Consider the following 17,765-nt stretch of genomic DNA (forward strand, 5'->3'; position numbering starts at 1 on the left):
CCGAACCCGAGCCGGTCGCCGCCGCGGCGGCCTTGCCGCCCGCGGCGCCGCCGCCAGAGCCTGAACCTGCGCCAGTGATCGTGACGCCACCATCGCTGCCGGCTTCGCCGTCTCCCGCCGCGCAGGTCCCGCCGGCCGAGCCCACCCAAGTGGCGGTCTCCAAGGCCGCGCCCCCCAAGACACCGGTGGCCATGACGGCGGCGGCGCAGGCCCATGGCATCAACGTCGGCCTGTTCGCCGATCCGGCCAACGCCGACAAGGCCCATGCGCGCCTGGTGGAGGCGGGTTTCCCGGCGATCCTGCAGAAGGTCGAGTCGCCCAAGGGCGAATTCACCCGGGTGCGGGTCGGGCCCTTTGCCAGCCGGGCCAAGGCCGACGAAGCGGCCGCGCGCATCCGCGCCCTGGGGCTGGACGCGGTGGTCTTCGCGCCCTGAACCGCCAGCGCGGGCTCAGCCCAGCGCGCCGCGCGTGTCCACCGCGATCAGGCGCTCCACCTTGCCGTCGGAGAGGCCTCCGCGCACGCCAAACAGGACGTCGTGCAGGTTCACCGTGGGGTCGCAGTGGCCGGGCACCAGCCAGACCGTGTCGCCCAGGTCGGGCAAGGCCTGGCCGGCGTGGGCCGCGCGCAGGATGCCGTGCTCGTCCCCACCGTTGGCGAACACCAGCCCCGGCGGGCTCCACACGCTGGGCAGACCGCTGTCGATGGCGTGGCTCTTGTGGCCCGCGTCGCACACCGCGTGCTGGATGCCCCGGCTCATCACCTGCGCCTTGAGGAACAGCGCATGCTCGAACACCGGGGCCATCGGCGCGCTTTCATTGCGGGCGTAGTCGGCGTCCATGAACAGGTAGGAGCCCACCTGAAGTTCGCCCCAGATGTGGCTGGCCGTCTCCAGCGAGAACGTGCCGGTGCCCGCGCCGGTGATCAGCGGCACCGGGAAGCCCGCGGCCTGCAGCCGTTCGCGCGTGAGCGCCGCGGCCCAGGCCGCCTCGCCGATCGCCTTGGCCCGTTCGGCCGGGTCTCGCCGGTGCTGGGCCGCGCCATGGTAGGCCTGCAGGCCGGCGAAGCGCAGCACCGGGTGCTGGGCGATCAGGCGGGCCAGGTCCACGGCGGGCTCGCCGGGCGGCACGCCACAGCGCCCGTGGCCGACATCGACCTCCACGAACACGTCGATGCGGCCTTCGCCGCCCACGCCGGCCGCCTCCAGCGCCTGCGCCAGGCGCAGCACACCAGCCGCGCTGTCCACCGCGATGGCAAAGCGCGTGTCTGGCAGGGTGCGCACCGCCTGGGCCAGGCGCTGCAGCTTGGGCGGCGCGATCACTTCGTTGCTGATGTAGATGTCCGTCACGCCACCGCGGGCCAGCACCAGGGCCTCGTCGGTCTTTTGCACGCAGACCCCGACCGCGCCGTGGGCCATCTGCAGCCGGGCGAGTTCGGCGCTCTTGTGCATCTTGGCATGCGGACGCAGTCGCAGGCCGTGGGCCCGCGCGTAGGCCGCCATGTGCGCGAGGTTGCGCTCCATGGCGTCGAGATCGATCACCAGGGCGGGCGTGTCCAGCCGCGCCACGGGCTGGCCGATCAACGCCTGCGCGTTCTGCCAGCGCGGGCTGCGCACAGGATCAAGTGGCACGTTCATCGAGCGGCGTCCCGGATTGAAGGTGTTGGGTGTCGGCCCAGCCCACCAGGCTCAGGCCCTCGGGCGACCACAGCAGGCGGTTGATGCCCGTGTTCGGCAGCTCCCAGCTGCGTGGCGCGGTGAGTTCCAGGCGGGTGGCGGCGCGGTAGAGGATGTCGAGCACGCCACCGTGCGCGACCATCAGCACCTGCTCCCCGGGATGGCGGGAGGCCAGTTCGAGCACCGTGGGAATCACGCGGCGCTGCAGCTGCTCCAGCGACTCGCCGCCGGCGGGGGCGAAATCGGGCATGCGCTTGCGCCAGGCCAGCGCCTCGGTCGGCCATCGCTGTTCGAGTTCGGCCCAGGTCTGGCCCTCGAAACGCCCGAAATGGCGTTCGCGCAGGCCCTTGTGGGGTGTGACGCTCAGGTTCTTGACGCGGGCGACCGCCTGCGCGGTCTCGAAGGCGCGACCCAGGTCGCTGGCGTAGACGGCGGCAATGGGTTCGTCGCGAAGCGCTTCGGCCAGCTGGGCGGCCTGCCAGCGCCCGCGCTCGTTGAGGGCGATGTCGGTGTGGCCCTGGATGCGCGTGTCGCGGTTCCAGGCGGTCTCACCATGGCGCACGGCCAGGATGCGGGTGACTTGCAAAGGGGGTCCTCGAAGGCGGGAAAGACTGCAACTGTACCGGGCGCGCCACTGTCCGGGGTGGCGAAACGTCAGCAAAACCGGGGTTTGCGAGACAATTCGTTGCATGACGCCGCCGCCATCCTCGCTCGACGGGGATTTTTCCACGCTCTTCAATTTCCTGCCCATCGGGGCGTACCGAAGCACACCCGATGGGCGGATGCTGCGTGCCAACCAGGCACTGGTGTCGCTCAACGGCTACGCCTCGGAGGAGGAGTTGCTGGCGGCGGTGAACGACATCGCGCTGGAGTGGTATGTCGATCCCGCGCGGCGGGCCGAATTCAAGTGCCAGCTCGAACGCGACGGCTTCGTGCGCGGCTTTGTCTCCGAAATCAACCGCCACAAGACGCACGAGCGTGTCTGGATCAGCGAGAACGCGCACGGCGTGCGCGATGCCTCCGGGGTGCTGCAGTACTACGAAGGCACCGTGGAGGACATCACCGAGCGCATGCGCGACCAGAAGGCGCTGCGCGGTAGCGAAGAACAGCTGCGCCTCATCACGGCCCAGGTGCCTGGCGCCGTGTTTGCCGTGTACGTGCGCAACGACGGTGGACGCGAGTACCGTTTCCTGAGCGCCGGCATCCGGGACATTTACGGCTTCGAGGCCGACGACCTCATGCGCAACCCGGCCTTGCTCTCGCGCTATTTCCACCCGGAAGACCAGGCCATGCTGGAGCGCGACCGCCAGGCCATCCTGGCCGGGCAGTCCACCCTGGAGACCGAATTCCGGGTCGTGTTGCCCGATGGCACCATCAAGTGGGTCTGCAACCGCTCGTGCGCCGTCTCGGCCGACGACAACGGATTCCTGCGCGTGGGCGTGTTGTTCGACATCTCCGACCGCAAGGCGGCCGAGGCCGCGCTGCACGCCAGCGAGGCGTTGTGGAAGCTCGCGCTGGAGAGCGCGGGCGACGGCGTCTGGGACTGGAACCTGGTCACGGGAGAAGAGTTCTTCTCGCGTGGCATCAAGGCCATGTTTGGCTATGGCGAGGAAGACATCGCCAACCTCTCGGCCGAGCTGGACGCGCGCACCCACCCGGACGATGTGCCGCAGATGTTGGCCGACCGCCAGGCCCATTTCGACGGGCGGGTGCCGGCCTACCGCAACGAGCATCGCATCCGCTGCGCCGACGGCAGCTGGAAATGGGTGCTCTCGCGGGGCATGGTCATCGCGCGCGACGAGGCCGGCCAGCCCACCCGCATGGTGGGCACGCACACCGACATCACCGAGCACAAGCAGGCCGAGGCCCAGCACCGCGCGCTGGAAGCGCAGCTGCGCGAGTCGCAGAAGATGGAGGCCATCGGCACGCTGGCCGGCGGCGTGGCGCACGATTTCAACAACCTGCTCGCCGCCATCCTGGGCAACCTCGTGCTGGCGCGCGAAGACCTGGGCGATCACCACCCCGCGCAGGAAAGCCTGACCGAGATCAACCGCGCGGCCATCCGCGCGCGCCAGCTGGTGCAGCAGATCCTCACCTTCAGCCGGCGCCAGACGCAGGAAATGGTGCGCCAGCCGCTCACCCCGCTGGTGGAAGAGGCGCTGGGCCTGATGCGCTCGCTGCTGCCCGCCGGCCTCAAGCTCGTGGCGCGCCTGCCTGCCGCCGGCCTGCCGGTGCTGGCCGATGCGACCCAGATGCAGCAGGTGCTCATGAACCTGTGCACCAACGCCTGGCAGGCCATGGAGGGCCGCTCGGGCGACATCACCGTGGCGCTGCGCGACGTGCGGCTGGACGCCTCGCAAGGCCTGCAGCTCGGCGGCCTGGCCGGTGGCGCCTACGCCTGCCTGAGCGTGGCCGACAACGGACCGGGCATGGACGAAGCCACGCAGCAGCGCATCTTTGAACCCTTCTTCACCACCAAGGCGCCCGGCGCGGGCACCGGGCTGGGGCTGGCCGTGGTGCATGGCATCGTCAAGGCCCACCGAGGGGTGATCGTGTTGCACAGCAGCCCGGGCGAGGGCGCGCGTTTCGACGTCTACCTGCCCCTGGCTGCCGGTGCCGCCGACGAGGCGCCGGCACCGGCACCCGTGCCGGTGGCCACGCCGGCGGCGCCGGTGGCGCCGGGCAAGCACGTGATCTACATCGACGACTACGAAGCCCTGGTGTTCCTGGTCGGACGCCTGCTGCGCAAGCAGGGCTACCGCGCCAGCACGTTTGAATCGGGCGAGACGGCGATCGCCTGGCTGCGCGAGAACCCCGACGACCCGGTCGACCTCATCGTGACCGACCAGAACATGCCGGGCCTCTCGGGCGTGGAGGTCGCGCGCGAGGCGCGCCAGTTGCGCCCGGGCCTGCGCGTGGCCATCGTATCGGGCCACGTCAACGACAAGCTGATCGCCGAGGCCACCGGGGCCGGCGTGAGCGACGTGATGGGCAAGCAGGACAGCATGGACGCGCTGGGCGAGGCGATCCGCGAATTGCTGGATCGCGCCACCCGCTGAGCCGCGCCGGGCGGCCCGCCGCTCAGCGCGGCACTTCGATGTTGACCTGGCGCGGGCCCTCCGGAGGCGCGGGGAAGTCGCGCAGCGCCGCGTCCAGCATGGCCGACCACAGGCCATTGGTGCTGTTCCAGCGGCCATCGTGCGCGGCGCGCGTCTCGTACACGACCTTGCCGCTGGCGGCGTGGCGGATCACCAGCGAGACCTCGCGCTTGTAGTACGGCGACTCCATGCGGGGGTACATCGGCATCCAGATGATCTGGCCTTGCCCGGTCACCACGTAGTCGCGCCCGGGCATGGCATAACCCAGGCCAGGTCCGAACCCGCCCCAGTAGCCTGGGCCCCAGTAGCCGTCGTACGGACTCTCCCAGGGCGCACGCGGCAGGCGCAGCGTGCTGGCCTCCACCTGCACCAGCCACGGAGATGACGTGCCTTCGGCCGCGCGCGTCCAGCCCACCTTCACCAGCGCCTGCTGCGCGAGGCGCTCCAGTTCGTCCTGGCCGGTGGCGATCCTGCCTTCGCGCTGCGAGGGCAGGCGCTCGAAGCGGTAGATCTGCGGCGCCTGGGGAATCGTCACCGGCGTGCCGGGCTTGCCCGCCTGGTCGGCCCAGCGCGCAAAGCTCTGCACCTGGTTGTCCACCAGGTACACGCTGGCGCAACCGCTGAGCACCAGCAAGGCGGCCGCGGCACCCCACACCTTGAGCGGGCGCAAGAGCGTTTGAATGGTCATGAAGCCTCCTGTATGGCCTGGGCGGGCAACCGGAGAAAGCGCCTCAGTGCGCCGCCGCAATCGGTATGACTGCAACGGGTGCCGAAGCGTTCCCTTGTGGTGCGGGCCAGTCCGGGTCAGGGGGCAAGGCGCGTGCCGCCCCCGGCAGGGGCTCGTCGTCGAAGGCTTTGTCGCCGCTTTCGTCGGCCTCGCCCGTCGCCTGGATGGTTTCAAAAGGAAACAGCGTGCGGTCCATCAGGTGGCTCGGCACGATGTTCTGCAAGGCGGTAAACATGTTCTCGACCCGGCCCGGGAAGCGCTTTTCCCAGTCCTTGAGCATCAGGCCCACCTGTTTGCGCTGCAGGTTTTCCTGGCTTCCGCACAGGGTGCAGGGAATGATGGGGAATTCGCGCAGCTCGGCCCAGCGGGCGAGGTCCTTCTCGGCCACGTAGGCCATGGGGCGGATCACCACATGCTGGCCGTCGTCGCTCACCAGCTTGGGCGGCATGCCCTTGAGCTTGGCGCCGAAGAACATGTTGAGCAGCAGCGTCTGCAGGATGTCGTCGCGGTGGTGGCCCAGCGCGATCTTGGTCGCGCCGAGTTCGCTGGCCACGCGGTACAGGATGCCCCGGCGCAGGCGGCTGCACAGGCTGCACATCGTCTTGCCCTCGGGGATCACGCGCTTGACGATGGAGTACGTGTCCTGGTTCTCGATGTGGAACTTGACACCCAGCTTCGTGAGGTAGGCGGGCAGGACGTCGGCCGGGAAGCCGGGCTGCTTCTGGTCGAGGTTGACCACGATCAGCTCGAAGCGGATGGGTGCGCGCGCCTGCAGCTTCTGCAGGATGTCGAGCATGCCGTAGCTGTCCTTGCCGCCCGAGAGGCAGACCATCACGCGGTCGCCTTCCTCGATCATGTTGTAGTCCACGATCGCACGTCCGACCTCGCGGCACAGGCGTTTTTCCAGTTTGTGGTTTTCGAGTTCGGTGTTCATGTTGGTTTCCTCACCACTGCCCGCTTTCCATGCGGATGGCGACCTCGCAGTCGTCGAAGATCTCCAGCTTGGCGATCTTCACGCGCACCCCGATCACGCCGGGCAGCTGCATCAGCCGGCGTGTGAGCTTGCCGATCAGGCTCTCCAGCAGGTTCACGTGTTCGGCGGTGCATTCGTCGATGATGATCTGGCGCACCTTGCGGTAGTCCAGCACGTGGCCGATGTCGTCGTCGTGCGGCAGCAAAGGCTGCGTACCCTGGTTGAGCTCGGCGTCGACCTGGATGGGCTGCGGGCTCGACTTCTCATGGTCCAGGATACCCAGGTTGGCGTCGAAGCGCAGCCCCGTGAGCGCGAGGGTCTGGTTGCCGGTGTGCAGGCGAGCGTCGGTGGTCATGACGGCAACCCCTGGTCCAGTCCCGCAGCGTCAGGCCGGCATCGAAACACTTCGACGCCGACGGCCTCGCAGTCGGGATAGACGTCGGGTTTGGCGGTGGACACGCGCACGGCCTGCACCTTCGGATGCTCAAGCAGGCGCTGCGCGAGTTCGTCGCACAGCGTCTCCTGCAATCCGATGTGGCCGCGCCGGATGCGCTCAGCCACTACGGCTCGCACGAAGTCGTAGTCCACCACCTCCTCAAGCCGATCCGCCCGCGGGGTGGAGTGCGCGTAAGACACGTACAGGTCGACATCGATCCAGACGCGCTGCGCGTTGGATTTCTCGAATTCGTGCACGCCGATGCCCACCCACACCTCATGCCTGCGGAGGAAGAGCTTGCGGCATGTGCGCATCAGGGAAGAGACATCAGGCTGGTCGATGGGCACGCTCGGACTCCTTGAACAGTTCGTCCACGACAAACATCACATCCCGATCCAACGGCACCAGGTGCTGGCCGTTGTCCACGCAGAGTGTTGTGCCGGTCACGGATGGGTTGGCCGCGAGAAACAGGCAGGATTGCGCGACGTCGATCGGATTGATCGGCTTTCGCAGCAGGTTGATGCGGCTGGCGCGCTCGAAGTTGTCCGCGTTCTGCGGGCCGCTCTGGTACATCAGGCCGGGCGCGACGCCGCATACCCGAACGCCTGGGGCGAGCGCCTGAGCCTGGAGCGCGATCACACGCTCCAGGGCGAGCTTGGACGTGGTGTACGAAAAGTAGTCGGGGTTCAGGTTGTAGACCTTCTGGTCCAGCACGTGCACCACGCACGCATCCGTGGTGGGGTCCGCAGCCTGCTGGCGAGCAATCTCCCGGCCCAGCAGCAGGGGCGCGATCAGGTTGACCTCAAGCAGCATCCGGGCGCGCACCGGGTCGAAGGTGGCACCGGTGTCGGGTTCGAAGAGGGAGGCATTGTTGATCACCGCGCGCAGGCGGCCGCCGCGGCGCTCCATCTCCTGCACCATGGCAAGCACCTCTTCCTCCCAAGCCAGATCGGCCTGGATGAGCTCCACCGACAGCCCCTCCCGGGTCAGTTCCTCTCGGAGGCGCTCGGCCTGCAGGGCCGAGCGCTGGTAGTGGCACCACACCTCCCAGCCAGCGCGCGCGAACACGCGCACCACTTCGGCTCCCAGGCGCTGTGCCCCGCCCGTGACAAGAACCCGGTCAGCCATGGGCGTTCATCGCTTCCAGCGCACCCCGCACGAAAAACGGGAGGTCCTGCGCGGCGCAGAGGCGCTGGGCCGGACTCGGCAGAAAGTCCTCGTGCAGGACCTTCATGGACACGCAGCCCTTGTTCCCGGTGCCCGACGGCACCTGCATCAGGGCATTCAACATGTACCCTCCCGTGTGGCCGCGGCAATGGCGTTCTCGTCACGCGCCAGCATGCCTCCCACGAGCAAGCCCAGGGCATTGGCGAGGGTGAGCCGCATAATGGCCGCGAGGCCCAGCTTGGCCCATCCTGGCAGGGCCAGCATCTTCAGCCAGCGAATGAGGTCGCTGGACGTCCGCACACCTTCTTCGCTCATGTTGCCTGCTTTCCTTACCGATTGTCCGTTGGATGACCTGCCCGGGATTATCCGACACCGCGTTGCCCAGGGCGGCGGCTGGCTGCCCTTCGACCGATTCATGGCCACGGCGCTCTACGAACCCGGGCTGGGCTACTACGCCAACGCGCTGGCGAAGTTCGGCCACCTGCCCCAGGGTGGCAGTGACTTCGTGACCGCGCCCGAGCTCACCCCGCTGTTCGGCCACGCGCTGGCCCGGCAGGTGGCCCAGGCGCTGGCCGCCAGCGGCACCGACGAGGTGTGGGAATTCGGCGCAGGCACCGGCGCGCTCGCCCTGCAAGTGATCGAGGCCCTGGCCGAGCTGGGCCAGCCGCTGCGGCGCTACACCATCGTCGACCTCTCGGGCCAGCTGCGCGAGCGCCAGCGCGCCACCCTGAGCGCTCACGCTCCCCTGGTGCACTGGGCCGACGCCCTGCCCGAGCAACTGCACGGCGTGGTGCTGGGCAACGAAGTGCTCGACGCCATGCCGGTGCAGCTGCTGGCGCGCGTGGGCGGGGTGTGGCACGAGCGTGGCGTGGCGATGGATGCGGCGGGCGCCCTGACCTGGGCCGACCGTGCCACCGACCTGCGCCCGCCGCTGGAGGTGGAGGGCGGGCACGACTACGTCACCGAAATCCACTCGCAGGCCGAGGCCTTCGTGCGCACCCTGGGCGACCGTTTGAAGCGCGGCGCGGCCTTCCTGCTCGACTACGGTTTCCCCGAGGCCGAGTACTACCACCCGCAGCGCGCCATGGGCACCCTGATCTGCCACCGCGCGCACCGCAGCGACAGCGACCCATTGAGCGACCTGGGCGAGAAAGACATCACCGCGCATGTGAACTTCACCGGCATCGCCCTGGCCGCGCAGGATGCGGGCATGGATGTGCTGGGCTACACCAGCCAGGGCCGTTTCCTGCTCAACTGCGGCCTGCTGGCGCTCGCACAGCGCGCCGACGCGCGGCAGAACGCGATGATGCAGAAGCTCGTCAACGAACACGAGATGGGCGAGCTGTTCAAGGTCATCGCGCTGGCACCGGCGGGCAGCGCCGCCGACTGGGTGCCCCTGGGCTTCACGGCCGGCGACCGCACACACCGGCTCTGAGCATGATCCGCTGGATGATCGTCATCTTCCTGGCCCTGCTGCTCATCAGCTGGTTCACGCCGCTGCTGCGCAAGCTGGGCCTGGGCCGGCTGCCAGGCGATTTCCACTTCAAGGCCTTCGGCCGCGAGTGGTTCCTGCCCTTTGCCACCACGGTCGTGCTCAGCATGGTTGCCAGCCTCATCGGCTACCTCATCTGACGGGCTTGAAATCGGCGTCCTGGCGGCCATCTGACCACCATTGCCCTCCCGGAGCGCCCCATGACCGCCGAGTCCCTGCACATCGTCTGCCCACATTGCCACACCACCAACCGGCTCGCCCGCGAGGCCCTGAGCCAGTCGCCGGACTGTGGCAAATGCCACCGCGCCCTGTTCGACGGCCATCCGGCTGCGCTGGACGAGGCCGCCTTTGAAAAACACGTGGGCCGCTCCCAGGTGCCGGTGCTGGTGGACTTCTGGGCCCCGTGGTGCGGCCCCTGCCGCGCCATGGCGCCCCAGTTCGAGGCCGCGGCGCGCGAGCTCGAGCCGCACATCCGCCTGGCCAAGGTCAATACCGAAGAAGCCCAGGCATTGGGCGCGCGGCTGCAGATCCGCAGCATCCCCACCCTGGCGCTCTTCGTCAACGGGCGCGAGGTGGCGCGCCAGCCGGGCGCCATGGGCGCTGCCGACATCGCACGCTGGGCGCGCGCGCACCTGCCGCGCCCTTGAACACGCCCGCGGCCTGACGCGGTATGGTCGGGGCTTGTCCGACCTCTTTGCGCGCACCATGCCTTCAACACAGCGACAGGGCCGACTGCTGGCCGACGTGGGCGGCACCAACGCCCGCCTGGCCTGGCAGGACGGCCACGGCGCACCGATCGAACACATCCAGGTGCTTCCGGTGGCCGAACACGCCAGCCTGCAGGCCGCCATCCGCGCCTACCTCGGCGGCCTTGGCCGCCAGCCGGCCGCCGCCGCGATCGCCATGGCCAACCCCGTCACGGGGGACCTCGTCAGCATGACCAACCACGACTGGTCGTTTTCGCAGGCGGCCTTGCGCGACGAGCTGGGCCTGACCACGCTGCGCGTGCTCAACGACTTCACCGCCCTGGCCCTGGCCCTGCCGCACTTGCCAGCGCACGAGCTGCGCCAGGTGGGCGGCGGCGCGGCGGTGCCCGGCGCGGCCATCGCCCTGCTGGGCGCGGGCACCGGTCTGGGCGTGTCGGGCCTGTTGCCCGATGGCGCGGGCGGCTGGGTGCCCATCGCGGGGGAGGGCGGCCACGTCACCCTGCCCGCAGCCACCGCGCGCGAGCGCCTGGTCATGGACGCGCTGGTGCGCCGCCACGGCCATGCCTCGGCCGAGCGCGTGGCCAGTGGCACCGGCCTGCTGGAGACCTGCCACATCCTGTGCGAGGCCGATGGGGCGGACGCCGGTGCGTTCACCAGCGCCGCCGCCGTGACCGAGGCTGCGCTGCAGGGCCGCCACCCGCAGGCGCGGGAGGCCCTGGAGATGCTCTGCGGGGTGCTCGGTACCGTGGCCGGCAACCTCGCGCTCACCCTGGGCGCGCGCGGCGGGGTCTACATCGGCGGCGGGGTGGTGCCGCGCCTGGGGACCTGGTTCGACGCCTCGCCATTCCGCGAACGCTTCGAGGCCAAGGGCCGCTTCGAGGCCTACCTGCGCGGCATCCCGGTGTGGGTGATCACCGCGCAGCAATCGCCCGCGCTGCTCGGTGCGGCCCGTGCGCTCGATTCGCGGCCCTGATCAGGACTGAGGCTCGGCCTGCGCGCCGCCCAGCGGCGGGATGTGGCCCTCGCGTCCCTGACCGGGGTACACCATGAGGTGCGGCACCGGGATCTGGATGCCCTCGGCATCGAAGGCCGCCTTCAGGCGGCGCAGGTATTCGCGCTTGATGCCCCACTGCTCCAGTGGCAGGGTGCGGAAACGGCAGCGGATGATGAGCGCCGACTCGGCCCAGCTGTCCACGCCGGCGATCTCCATGTCGGCCAGGATGCGGGGCGCGAACGCCGGGTCCGCGCGCAGTTGCGAGGCCACGTCGCGCATCACCGCCATCACCCTCTCCACGTCCTCGCGGAAGGCCACGCGGATGTCCATCACCGCGTGGCTGAAGTCGCGCGTCATGTTGATCACCGTGTTGATGGTCCCGTTGGGCACGTAGTGGACGTTGCCGTCGTAGTCGCGCAACTGCACATAGCGCAGCGTCACCACCTCCACCATGCCGGCGTGGTCGCCGATCTTGACCACGTCGCCCTGGCGGATCTGGTTCTCCAGCAGCAGGAAAAAGCCGGTGAAATAGTCCTTCACCAGGCTTTGCGCGCCAAAGCCCACCGCCAGGCCCACCACGCCCGCAGCCCCCAGAATGGGTGCGACCGAGACACCCACCTCGCCCAGCACCAGCATGCCGGCCACCAGGCTCACCACCACCACGATCAGGTAGCGGAACACGCGGTCCAGCGTCTGGGCTCGCTTGGCGGCCTCGCGGTCGTCCAGCCGGCTGGCGATGCGCTCGCGCAGCGTGCCCACCACGCGCTGCAGCACCGCCACCAGCAGCCAGGCCACCAACACGATCAGCACAATGCGCGTGAGGCTGGCGGCAGCGCCCCCCAGGCCGGTCCACCAGCGGGTGGCAATGTCGATGAAAGCGTCGTTCATGGTCTGCTCCGAAAAAAGAAAAGCAAAGCGGGCGCCGGCCTTGCGGCCGGCGCCCGCCGTGAAAAGGCTTATGTGTTGGGAACGGCCGCCAGCGCGGCCAGGAAGCGCTCGCGCCACCAATGCACATCCTGCTCGCGGATGCCTTGCAGCAGCGCCTGGTGGCGGCGCTGGCGCTCCTCCAGCGGCATCTGCAGCGCGCGCTGCATGGTCTCGGCCGTGCGCGTGGTGTCGTAGGGGTTGACCAGCAGCGCTTCGCGCATCTGCTCGGCCGCGCCGGCGAAACGCGAAAGCACCAGCACGCCGGGGTCGTCCGGGTCCTGCGCGGCGATGAACTCCTTGGCCACCAGGTTCATGCCGTCGCGCAGCGGCGTCACCAGCGCCACGCTGGCGGCCCGGTACAGGCCGGGCAGGCGCTTGCGCGCCACATTGCGGTGGATGTAGCGCACCGGCATCCAGTCCAGTTCACCGAAATTGCCGTTGATGGCGCCGCACAGGCTCTCGAGCTCCTGCAGCAGCGCCGCGTACGCATCCACGCTTTCGCGGCTGGGCGCGGCGATCTGGATCAGCGTGGCACTGCCCAGGTTCTCCGGGTAAGCCTGCAACAGCTGGCGAAACGCCTTGAGCCGCTGCGGCAGGCCTTTGGAGTAATCCATGCGCTCCACGCCCAGCAGCAGGCGGCGGCGCGAATACTCCTTGCGCATCTGCTCGTACATGTCCTGCGACTCGCGGCCCTTGCCCAGATCGATGAACTCGTCCACGTCGATGCCGATCGGGAAAGCCTGCGCGCGCAGCGTCTTGCCGAAGGCGCGGAACTCGTGCTCGCCCAGGATGTCGGCCGGCGTCTCGGTGCCCACGTAGCGCGCGAAGTGCGACACGTCGGCCTCGCTCTGGAAGCCCACCAGGTCGTAGGCGAACAGCGAGCGCATCAACCAGTCGTGCTCCGGCACGGCCGCCAGGATCAGCGGGGGCGGCAGCGGGATGTGCAGGAAGAAACCCATGCGCTGTTCGCAGCCCATGGCGCGCAGCTCGGCGGCCAGCGGGATCAGGTGGTAGTCGTGCACCCAGATGATGTCGTCGGGCCGCAGCAAGGTCTTGAGCTTGTGCGCAAACATCTGGTTCACGCGCCGGTAGCCGCCGATGTAGCCGGCGTCGAAGTCGGCCAGGTCGAGCCGGTAGTGGAACACCGGCCAGAGCACGCCGTTGCTGTAGCCCAGGTAGTAGCTGTCGTGGTCCTCGCGGCTGAGGTCCACCGTGGCCAGCTGCACCTTGCCCGCGTTGTGCACATGCAGATCGCCCTCGCCGGGCGTGCCGTCCTCCACGACCTTGCCGCTCCAGCCGAACCACAGACCGCCCGAGGCCTCCAGGGCCTGGCCCAGCGCCACCGCCAGCCCGCCAGAGGCGGTCTTGCGCGGGTCCGCGATGCGGTTGGAAATGACGACGAGTCGGCTCATATCACACTGTCCCAGCGGGCGGAGAGGCGCACCGCAGCGTTGATGATGCCCACCATCGAGTAGGTCTGTGGGAAATTGCCCCACATCTCGCCCGTGGTGGCGTGGGTGTCTTCCGACAGCATGCCCAGCGGGTTGCGCGCGGCCAGCATGGTCTCGAAAATCGCGCGCGCCTCTTGCGCGCGGCCCGTGCGAGCGAGCGCGTCGATGCGCCAGAAAGTGCAGATGTTGAACGCCGTCTCGGGCTTGCCGAAATCGTCGGCCGCCTCGTAGCGGCGCATGTAGGGCCCGTCGCACAGGTGCTTCTCCAGCGCGTCCAGCGTGGAAAGAAAGCGTGGGTCCATCGGGTCGATCATGCCCACCTCCACCATCAGCAGGACGCTGGCGTCCAGGTCCCGCCCGCCAAAGCTCTCGGCAAAGGCCTGGCGTTCCTCGCTCCAGGACTCGCGCAGGATGCGCTCGCGCATGGTCTCGGCATGGGAGGCCCAGTAGGTCGCTCGACCGGGCATCTCCATCGTGCGCGCGATCTTGGCCAGCCGGTCGCAGGCGGCCCAGCACATCAGCGCCGAACTGGTGTGCACACGCGCGCGCGTGCGCAACTCCCACATGCCCGCGTCGGGCTGGTCGTAAATGCGCAGCGCGCGTTCGCCCACGGCCTCGAGCTGCTCGAACTCCGCCAGACCGGCCGGAGGCAGCAGGCGCCGGTCATGGAAGGCCTGTGCGGCGGCCAGCACAATGTTGCCGTACACATCGTGCTGGAAATGCTCCTGCGCCTGGTTCCCCACGCGCACCGGACCCATGCCCCGGTAGCCGGGCAGCGTGTCGCAGATGCGCTCGGGCAGTTCGCGCTCCAGGCCGATGCCGTGCAGCGGCTGGATGTGGCCTCCGCCTGCGCCCACCACCACGTTGGACAGCCAACTCAGGTAGTCCTCCATCGTCCCGACCTCGGACAGGCTGTTGAGCGCGCGCACCACGAAAAAGGCATCGCGCAGCCAGCAGTAGCGATAGTCCCAGTTGCGCTGCGTGCCCGGCGCCTCGGGAATGCTGGTGGTCATGGCGGCCACGATGGCGCCGGTGTCCTCATACAGCGACAGCTTGAGCGTGATGGCCGCGCGGATCACCGCCTCCTGCCACTCCAGCGGCACCGCCAGGCGCCGGCTCCAGTTGCGCCAGTAGGACAGGGTCTCCTGCTCGAAATGGCGCGCGGTGTCGCCAATGCCGGTCTCCAGCGTTTCGTCCGGCCCGAACAGGAAGTTGTACTCGCGCGTGAGCAGAAACGGCTCGCGCGAGAGCACGTGACTGATCGAGGCATCGGTGTGCAGGCGCAGCGTCTGCCCGTCGCCCACGTAGCGGATGTGGTTGCTGCCCGACGTGATGGTGGGCGTGACCCGGCCCCAGTCAAATCGTGGCCGCAGGCTCACGCGGATGCGCGGCGCGCCCTTGAGCGGGCGCACGCGCCGCACCAGCTGGGTGGGCCGGAAGTAGCGCCCGCGCGAGAGGAAGCGCGGCGCGAAATCCGTGATGGACAGGCCGTTGCCGTCGCGGTCCCAAAGCTCCGTCACCAGCACGGCGGTGTTGTGTTCGTAGCGCTGCGTGGCCTCGGCCAGCCCTTCGATCTCGATCGCGAACGCGCCGTTGTCGGCATCGTCCCCGCCCAGCAGCGCATGGAACACCGGGTCGCCGTCAAAACGCGGCAGGCAGCTCCAGACCACACGGCCATGCGGATCGATCAGCGCGCTGAAAGAACAATTGCCGACCATGCCCAGCGACAGCGAGGCGGCGGCGGGTGGAGAAAAACCGGGGGAGGGGCTCATGGGCGTGGGCTGGAAAGGGACAGGGCATCGGCCAGCCAGGCGCGCAGCGCCTCGGGGCTGGGGCAACGGTGGCGGGCCAGACTCGGGCCATCGCCCACCTTGATGCCCTCGCCACCCAGGCGCTGCACCACCTCGAAACCCGCTTCGTCCGTCACATCGTCGCCCGCGAACACCGGCAGCCGGCCCGCGAACGGCGCCTCCTGCATGAAAGCCTCGATCGCGGCGCCCTTGCTCACCCGGGCAGACTTCACCTCCACCACGGCCTTGCCCTGCAACAACTGCAAGCCGGGCTCGTCGGTGATGGCCTGCGTCAGCGCGCTCATGCACAGCGCCTCCAGCATGGGGGCCTGCCGGTAGTGCAGCGCCATCGAGGTCTGCTTGCGCTCCAGCAGCAACCCGGCGTGGCGCGCTACCAACTGTTCGGCCGCGGCGATCGCGCGCGCCAGCCCGCTTGGCCGTGTGGTGGCCGCGCCCCCGTGCGGCGACAGCCGCACCGCGCCATGCTCAAACGCCGCCGGCCAAGGCCAGGGCGAGGCGAGCATGGGCTCCAGGTCTTCGCGGGCACGCCCGGTCACCAGCGCCAGCGCGCCATCCAGCCGCTGGTGCAGGCCATTCAGCAAGGTCACCAGCGCAGGAGGCACCTCCACCGCATCGGGCCTGCCGGCCAGATCGGCGAGCGTGCCGTCGAAATCCAGAAACAGGGCGGACCGTTCGGTCAGCAATCGTGGCAGTGTGCTCATTGGCCCCTACCGTAACAGGGTGAGCGATCTCATGGGGTGAAAAATCGTTTAACCCACCTCGTCGGTGAGAAACTCTGGCGCCGGTTGACGGCGCGTCGAATTGCTCAATCGCCCTGGCCCTCGGGCGCGCCGGCCCCCAAGGCATGCGAAACCGCGCTGACGCGCGCACGGTGAATGCGCTCACCCACGCGCGCACCGCTCAGCCCGTCGGCCTGCGCCTGGGCCGCCACCACTGCCGTGTCCACCGAGCGCGCCGCCGCCAGCGCCAGCGCCAGGCGTTCGCGCGGCGGGTAAGGCGCTTCCTCCAGCCCCAGCCGGCCGCGCGCATCGCATTCGCAGGCCAAAAGCACCTCGTGAAAGCGCGCCGGCTTGCGCAGCGCGTCACAGCGCTCCAGCAGGCGCTGCACCGCGCCCGCGCTGAAATCCTGGCTGCGATGGATATTGCCGTGCTCGCGGGCCACCACGTCGGCGAGTTCGCGGCAGTCCGTGGGCACGCGCAGCCGCTCGCACACGCCCTTGAGCAGGCGCGCGCTGCGTTCCTCGTGGCCGATGTGGCGTGGCAGCACGTCGGCCGGCGTCGTGCCCTTGCCCAGGTCGTGGCACAGGCAGGCGAAGCGCACCGTCAGCGGCGCGGCCAGCCGCGCACTCATGTCCAGCACCATCATCAGGTGCACGCCGGTGTCCACCTCCGGGTGGTATTCAGGCCGCTGCGGCACGCCCCAGAGCCGGTCCACCTCGGGCAGCAGGCGCTGCAGGGCGCCACACTCGCGCAGCACCTCCAGCATGCGGCTCGGGCGTTGCTCCATCAAACCGCGCGCCAGCTCCTGCCACACGCGCTCGGCCACCAGATGATCGGCCTCGCCGTGGGCCACCATCTCGCGCATCAGCGCCAGGGTCTCGGGCGCCACTGAAAAATCGGGAAAACGCGCGGCGAAGCGGGCCAGCCGCAGGATGCGCACCGGGTCTTCCGCGAAAGACCCGGTCACATGCCGCAGCACGCGCTCGCGCAAGTCGCGCCGGCCATGGTGCGGGTCGATCAAGGGGGCCTGGGCGGGGTCGTCCGCATGCTCGGCGGCCACCGCCATCGCATTGATGGTGAGGTCGCGCCGGGCCAGATCGTCCTCCAGCGTGACGCCAGCCTCGGTGTGGAAAGCGAAGCCGTGGTAGCCCGGCGCGGTCTTGCGCTCGGTGCGCGCGAGGGCGTATTCCTCTTTCGTTTCCGGGTGAAGGAAGACCGGAAAATCGCGCCCCACCGGCAGAAAGCCCTCGGCTGCCATGGCTTCGGGCGTGGCGCCCACCACCACCCAATCGCGGTCTGCATGTGAAGTGCGGCCGGTTGCGTCCGATGCGCTCGCCATCAACGCATCGCGCACCGCGCCGCCCACGAGATAGGTTTTCATGGGGGCGAGTTTAGGCGGTGCGCCGGGTGGGGCGTGGCAGTGCGTGGTGTGCACACCTGAGCCCATGGAGGTGGAGGGGCCTGGGGCTTTGACCTGCGGCGAGCCTGCTGCTTGTGCCCCGCCCAACTTGACCGCGCTGTGAAGCGCTGACCAAAAGGCTCGGCGCGGGCGGCTCAAGCCGGCGGCCCGTACAGAAACAAGTGCCGCA

Annotated in this window: 20 protein-coding genes; 6 read left to right on the forward strand and 14 right to left on the reverse strand. The window is 69.3% G+C overall.

The annotated features are described in order from the left end of the window. Positions 1 to 434, forward strand: a 434-nt coding sequence (locus KIT86_RS20425; RefSeq protein ID WP_297401789.1) for an SPOR domain-containing protein, incomplete at its 5' end; no start/stop codon positions are given. Positions 435 to 449: 15 nt separating this feature from the next. On the opposite strand, the gene KIT86_RS20430 is transcribed toward KIT86_RS20425, so the two are convergent. Both KIT86_RS20430 and KIT86_RS20435 read right to left on the reverse strand, forming a co-directional pair. Further along, positions 450 to 1,634, reverse strand: coding sequence for a DSD1 family PLP-dependent enzyme (locus KIT86_RS20430; RefSeq protein WP_297401791.1), 1,185 nt, complete (start codon positions 1,632 to 1,634; stop codon positions 450 to 452). Further along, complete coding sequence (locus KIT86_RS20435) at positions 1,618 to 2,259, reverse strand: histidine phosphatase family protein (protein ID WP_297401793.1); 642 nt, start codon at positions 2,257 to 2,259, stop codon at positions 1,618 to 1,620. The genes KIT86_RS20430 and KIT86_RS20435 overlap by 17 nt, the downstream gene beginning before the upstream one ends. A 103-nt stretch (positions 2,260 to 2,362) precedes the next feature. Between KIT86_RS20435 and KIT86_RS20440 the strand changes: the two genes are divergently transcribed. Further along, positions 2,363 to 4,732, forward strand: coding sequence for a PAS domain-containing protein (locus KIT86_RS20440; RefSeq protein WP_297401795.1), 2,370 nt, complete (start codon positions 2,363 to 2,365; stop codon positions 4,730 to 4,732). A gap of 22 nt (positions 4,733 to 4,754) precedes the next feature. On the opposite strand, the gene KIT86_RS20445 is transcribed toward KIT86_RS20440, so the two are convergent. Genes KIT86_RS20445 through KIT86_RS20475 form a run of 7 tightly spaced genes read right to left on the reverse strand, consistent with a single transcriptional unit; the run spans position 4,755 to position 8,389 of the window. Continuing rightward, entirely contained in the window at positions 4,755 to 5,459 is a 705-nt protein-coding gene (locus KIT86_RS20445) for a hypothetical protein (protein WP_297401797.1), read from the reverse strand. A 43-nt stretch (positions 5,460 to 5,502) separates the two neighbouring features. After that, the gene (ttcA, locus tag KIT86_RS20450; protein WP_297401799.1) at positions 5,503 to 6,432 is read right to left on the reverse strand and encodes a tRNA 2-thiocytidine(32) synthetase TtcA; all 930 of its coding nucleotides are present in this window, start codon (positions 6,430 to 6,432) and stop codon (positions 5,503 to 5,505) included. A gap of 10 nt (positions 6,433 to 6,442) precedes the next feature. After that, positions 6,443 to 6,826: a dihydroneopterin aldolase gene (locus tag KIT86_RS20455; protein WP_297401801.1), complete on the reverse strand. Its 384-nt coding sequence runs from the start codon at positions 6,824 to 6,826 to the stop codon at positions 6,443 to 6,445. Next, on the reverse strand, positions 6,823 to 7,221 hold the full coding sequence (locus KIT86_RS20460) for a dihydroneopterin aldolase (protein ID WP_297401824.1): 399 nt from the start codon (positions 7,219 to 7,221) through the stop codon (positions 6,823 to 6,825). Before KIT86_RS20460 ends, KIT86_RS20455 begins: the two co-directional genes overlap by 4 nt. A 13-nt stretch (positions 7,222 to 7,234) precedes the next feature. Beyond that, complete coding sequence (locus tag KIT86_RS20465; RefSeq protein ID WP_297401803.1) at positions 7,235 to 8,035, reverse strand: SDR family oxidoreductase; 801 nt, start codon at positions 8,033 to 8,035, stop codon at positions 7,235 to 7,237. Further along, positions 8,028 to 8,198 (reverse strand): hypothetical protein, encoded by a 171-nt coding sequence (locus tag KIT86_RS20470; protein WP_297401805.1) that lies wholly within the window; start codon positions 8,196 to 8,198, stop codon positions 8,028 to 8,030. The genes KIT86_RS20465 and KIT86_RS20470 overlap by 8 nt, the downstream gene beginning before the upstream one ends. After that, positions 8,192 to 8,389, reverse strand: a complete 198-nt coding sequence (locus tag KIT86_RS20475; protein WP_297401807.1) for a hypothetical protein — start codon at positions 8,387 to 8,389, stop codon at positions 8,192 to 8,194. The genes KIT86_RS20470 and KIT86_RS20475 overlap by 7 nt, the downstream gene beginning before the upstream one ends. On the opposite strand from KIT86_RS20475, the gene KIT86_RS20480 reads away from it, so the two are divergent. The 4 genes from KIT86_RS20480 to KIT86_RS20495 are packed head-to-tail and all read left to right on the forward strand — an operon-like array spanning position 8,388 to position 11,246. After that, positions 8,388 to 9,509 (forward strand): SAM-dependent methyltransferase, encoded by a 1,122-nt coding sequence (locus tag KIT86_RS20480; RefSeq protein ID WP_297401809.1) that lies wholly within the window; start codon positions 8,388 to 8,390, stop codon positions 9,507 to 9,509. The two genes, KIT86_RS20475 and KIT86_RS20480, sit on opposite strands and share 2 nt — an antisense overlap. Before the next feature lie 2 nt (positions 9,510 to 9,511). After that, positions 9,512 to 9,706: a DUF2905 domain-containing protein gene (locus KIT86_RS20485; RefSeq protein ID WP_297401811.1), complete on the forward strand. Its 195-nt coding sequence runs from the start codon at positions 9,512 to 9,514 to the stop codon at positions 9,704 to 9,706. 60 nt (positions 9,707 to 9,766) lie between these two features. Beyond that, positions 9,767 to 10,213: a thioredoxin TrxC gene (trxC, locus tag KIT86_RS20490; protein ID WP_297401813.1), complete on the forward strand. Its 447-nt coding sequence runs from the start codon at positions 9,767 to 9,769 to the stop codon at positions 10,211 to 10,213. 58 nt (positions 10,214 to 10,271) lie between these two features. Further along, positions 10,272 to 11,246: a glucokinase gene (locus KIT86_RS20495; RefSeq protein ID WP_297401814.1), complete on the forward strand. Its 975-nt coding sequence runs from the start codon at positions 10,272 to 10,274 to the stop codon at positions 11,244 to 11,246. Here the strand turns inward: KIT86_RS20495 and KIT86_RS20500 are convergent, their stop codons facing one another. The 5 genes from KIT86_RS20500 to KIT86_RS20520 form a co-directional block, all read right to left on the reverse strand. Further along, the gene (locus KIT86_RS20500) at positions 11,247 to 12,155 is read right to left on the reverse strand and encodes a mechanosensitive ion channel family protein (protein ID WP_297401815.1); all 909 of its coding nucleotides are present in this window, start codon (positions 12,153 to 12,155) and stop codon (positions 11,247 to 11,249) included. It abuts the gene before it with no gap. A 68-nt stretch (positions 12,156 to 12,223) separates the two neighbouring features. Continuing rightward, positions 12,224 to 13,606 carry an alpha,alpha-trehalose-phosphate synthase (UDP-forming) gene (gene otsA / locus KIT86_RS20505; RefSeq protein WP_297401816.1) on the reverse strand — a complete coding sequence of 461 codons (1,383 nt, stop codon included), beginning with the start codon at positions 13,604 to 13,606 and terminating at the stop codon, positions 12,224 to 12,226. After that, positions 13,603 to 15,417 (reverse strand): glycoside hydrolase family 15 protein, encoded by a 1,815-nt coding sequence (locus KIT86_RS20510; RefSeq protein ID WP_297401818.1) that lies wholly within the window; start codon positions 15,415 to 15,417, stop codon positions 13,603 to 13,605. The genes otsA and KIT86_RS20510 overlap by 4 nt, the downstream gene beginning before the upstream one ends. Beyond that, positions 15,414 to 16,157 carry a trehalose-phosphatase gene (gene otsB, locus KIT86_RS20515; protein WP_297401820.1) on the reverse strand — a complete coding sequence of 248 codons (744 nt, stop codon included), beginning with the start codon at positions 16,155 to 16,157 and terminating at the stop codon, positions 15,414 to 15,416. The genes KIT86_RS20510 and otsB overlap by 4 nt, the downstream gene beginning before the upstream one ends. Positions 16,158 to 16,261: 104 nt before the next feature. After that, on the reverse strand, positions 16,262 to 17,557 hold the full coding sequence (locus tag KIT86_RS20520) for a multifunctional CCA addition/repair protein (RefSeq protein ID WP_297401822.1): 1,296 nt from the start codon (positions 17,555 to 17,557) through the stop codon (positions 16,262 to 16,264). Positions 17,558 to 17,765 lie beyond the last annotated feature (208 nt).

This window comes from Hydrogenophaga sp., from assembly GCF_026125825.1.
Classification (GTDB): domain Bacteria; phylum Pseudomonadota; class Gammaproteobacteria; order Burkholderiales; family Burkholderiaceae_C; genus Hydrogenophaga.

Excerpts from the sequence above, each read along its gene's own strand:
- KIT86_RS20430 (WP_297401791.1), bottom strand. The coding sequence starts at position 1,634 with ATGAACGTGCCACTTGATCCTGTGCGCAGCCCGCGCTGGCAGAACGCG.
- KIT86_RS20440 (WP_297401795.1), top strand. The coding sequence starts at position 2,363 with ATGACGCCGCCGCCATCCTCGCTCGACGGGGATTTTTCCACGCTCTTC.
- KIT86_RS20445 (WP_297401797.1), bottom strand. The coding sequence starts at position 5,459 with ATGACCATTCAAACGCTCTTGCGCCCGCTCAAGGTGTGGGGTGCCGCG.
- ttcA (WP_297401799.1), bottom strand. The coding sequence starts at position 6,432 with ATGAACACCGAACTCGAAAACCACAAACTGGAAAAACGCCTGTGCCGC.
- KIT86_RS20455 (WP_297401801.1), bottom strand. The coding sequence starts at position 6,826 with ATGACCACCGACGCTCGCCTGCACACCGGCAACCAGACCCTCGCGCTC.
- KIT86_RS20460 (WP_297401824.1), bottom strand. The coding sequence starts at position 7,221 with ATGCGCACATGCCGCAAGCTCTTCCTCCGCAGGCATGAGGTGTGGGTG.
- KIT86_RS20465 (WP_297401803.1), bottom strand. The coding sequence starts at position 8,035 with ATGGCTGACCGGGTTCTTGTCACGGGCGGGGCACAGCGCCTGGGAGCC.
- KIT86_RS20470 (WP_297401805.1), bottom strand. The coding sequence starts at position 8,198 with ATGTTGAATGCCCTGATGCAGGTGCCGTCGGGCACCGGGAACAAGGGC.
- KIT86_RS20480 (WP_297401809.1), top strand. The coding sequence starts at position 8,388 with ATGTTGCCTGCTTTCCTTACCGATTGTCCGTTGGATGACCTGCCCGGG.
- KIT86_RS20475 (WP_297401807.1), bottom strand. The coding sequence starts at position 8,389 with ATGAGCGAAGAAGGTGTGCGGACGTCCAGCGACCTCATTCGCTGGCTG.
- KIT86_RS20485 (WP_297401811.1), top strand. The coding sequence starts at position 9,512 with ATGATCCGCTGGATGATCGTCATCTTCCTGGCCCTGCTGCTCATCAGC.
- trxC (WP_297401813.1), top strand. The coding sequence starts at position 9,767 with ATGACCGCCGAGTCCCTGCACATCGTCTGCCCACATTGCCACACCACC.
- KIT86_RS20495 (WP_297401814.1), top strand. The coding sequence starts at position 10,272 with ATGCCTTCAACACAGCGACAGGGCCGACTGCTGGCCGACGTGGGCGGC.
- KIT86_RS20500 (WP_297401815.1), bottom strand. The coding sequence starts at position 12,155 with ATGAACGACGCTTTCATCGACATTGCCACCCGCTGGTGGACCGGCCTG.
- otsA (WP_297401816.1), bottom strand. The coding sequence starts at position 13,606 with ATGAGCCGACTCGTCGTCATTTCCAACCGCATCGCGGACCCGCGCAAG.
- KIT86_RS20510 (WP_297401818.1), bottom strand. The coding sequence starts at position 15,417 with ATGAGCCCCTCCCCCGGTTTTTCTCCACCCGCCGCCGCCTCGCTGTCG.
- otsB (WP_297401820.1), bottom strand. The coding sequence starts at position 16,157 with ATGAGCACACTGCCACGATTGCTGACCGAACGGTCCGCCCTGTTTCTG.
- KIT86_RS20520 (WP_297401822.1), bottom strand. The coding sequence starts at position 17,557 with ATGAAAACCTATCTCGTGGGCGGCGCGGTGCGCGATGCGTTGATGGCG.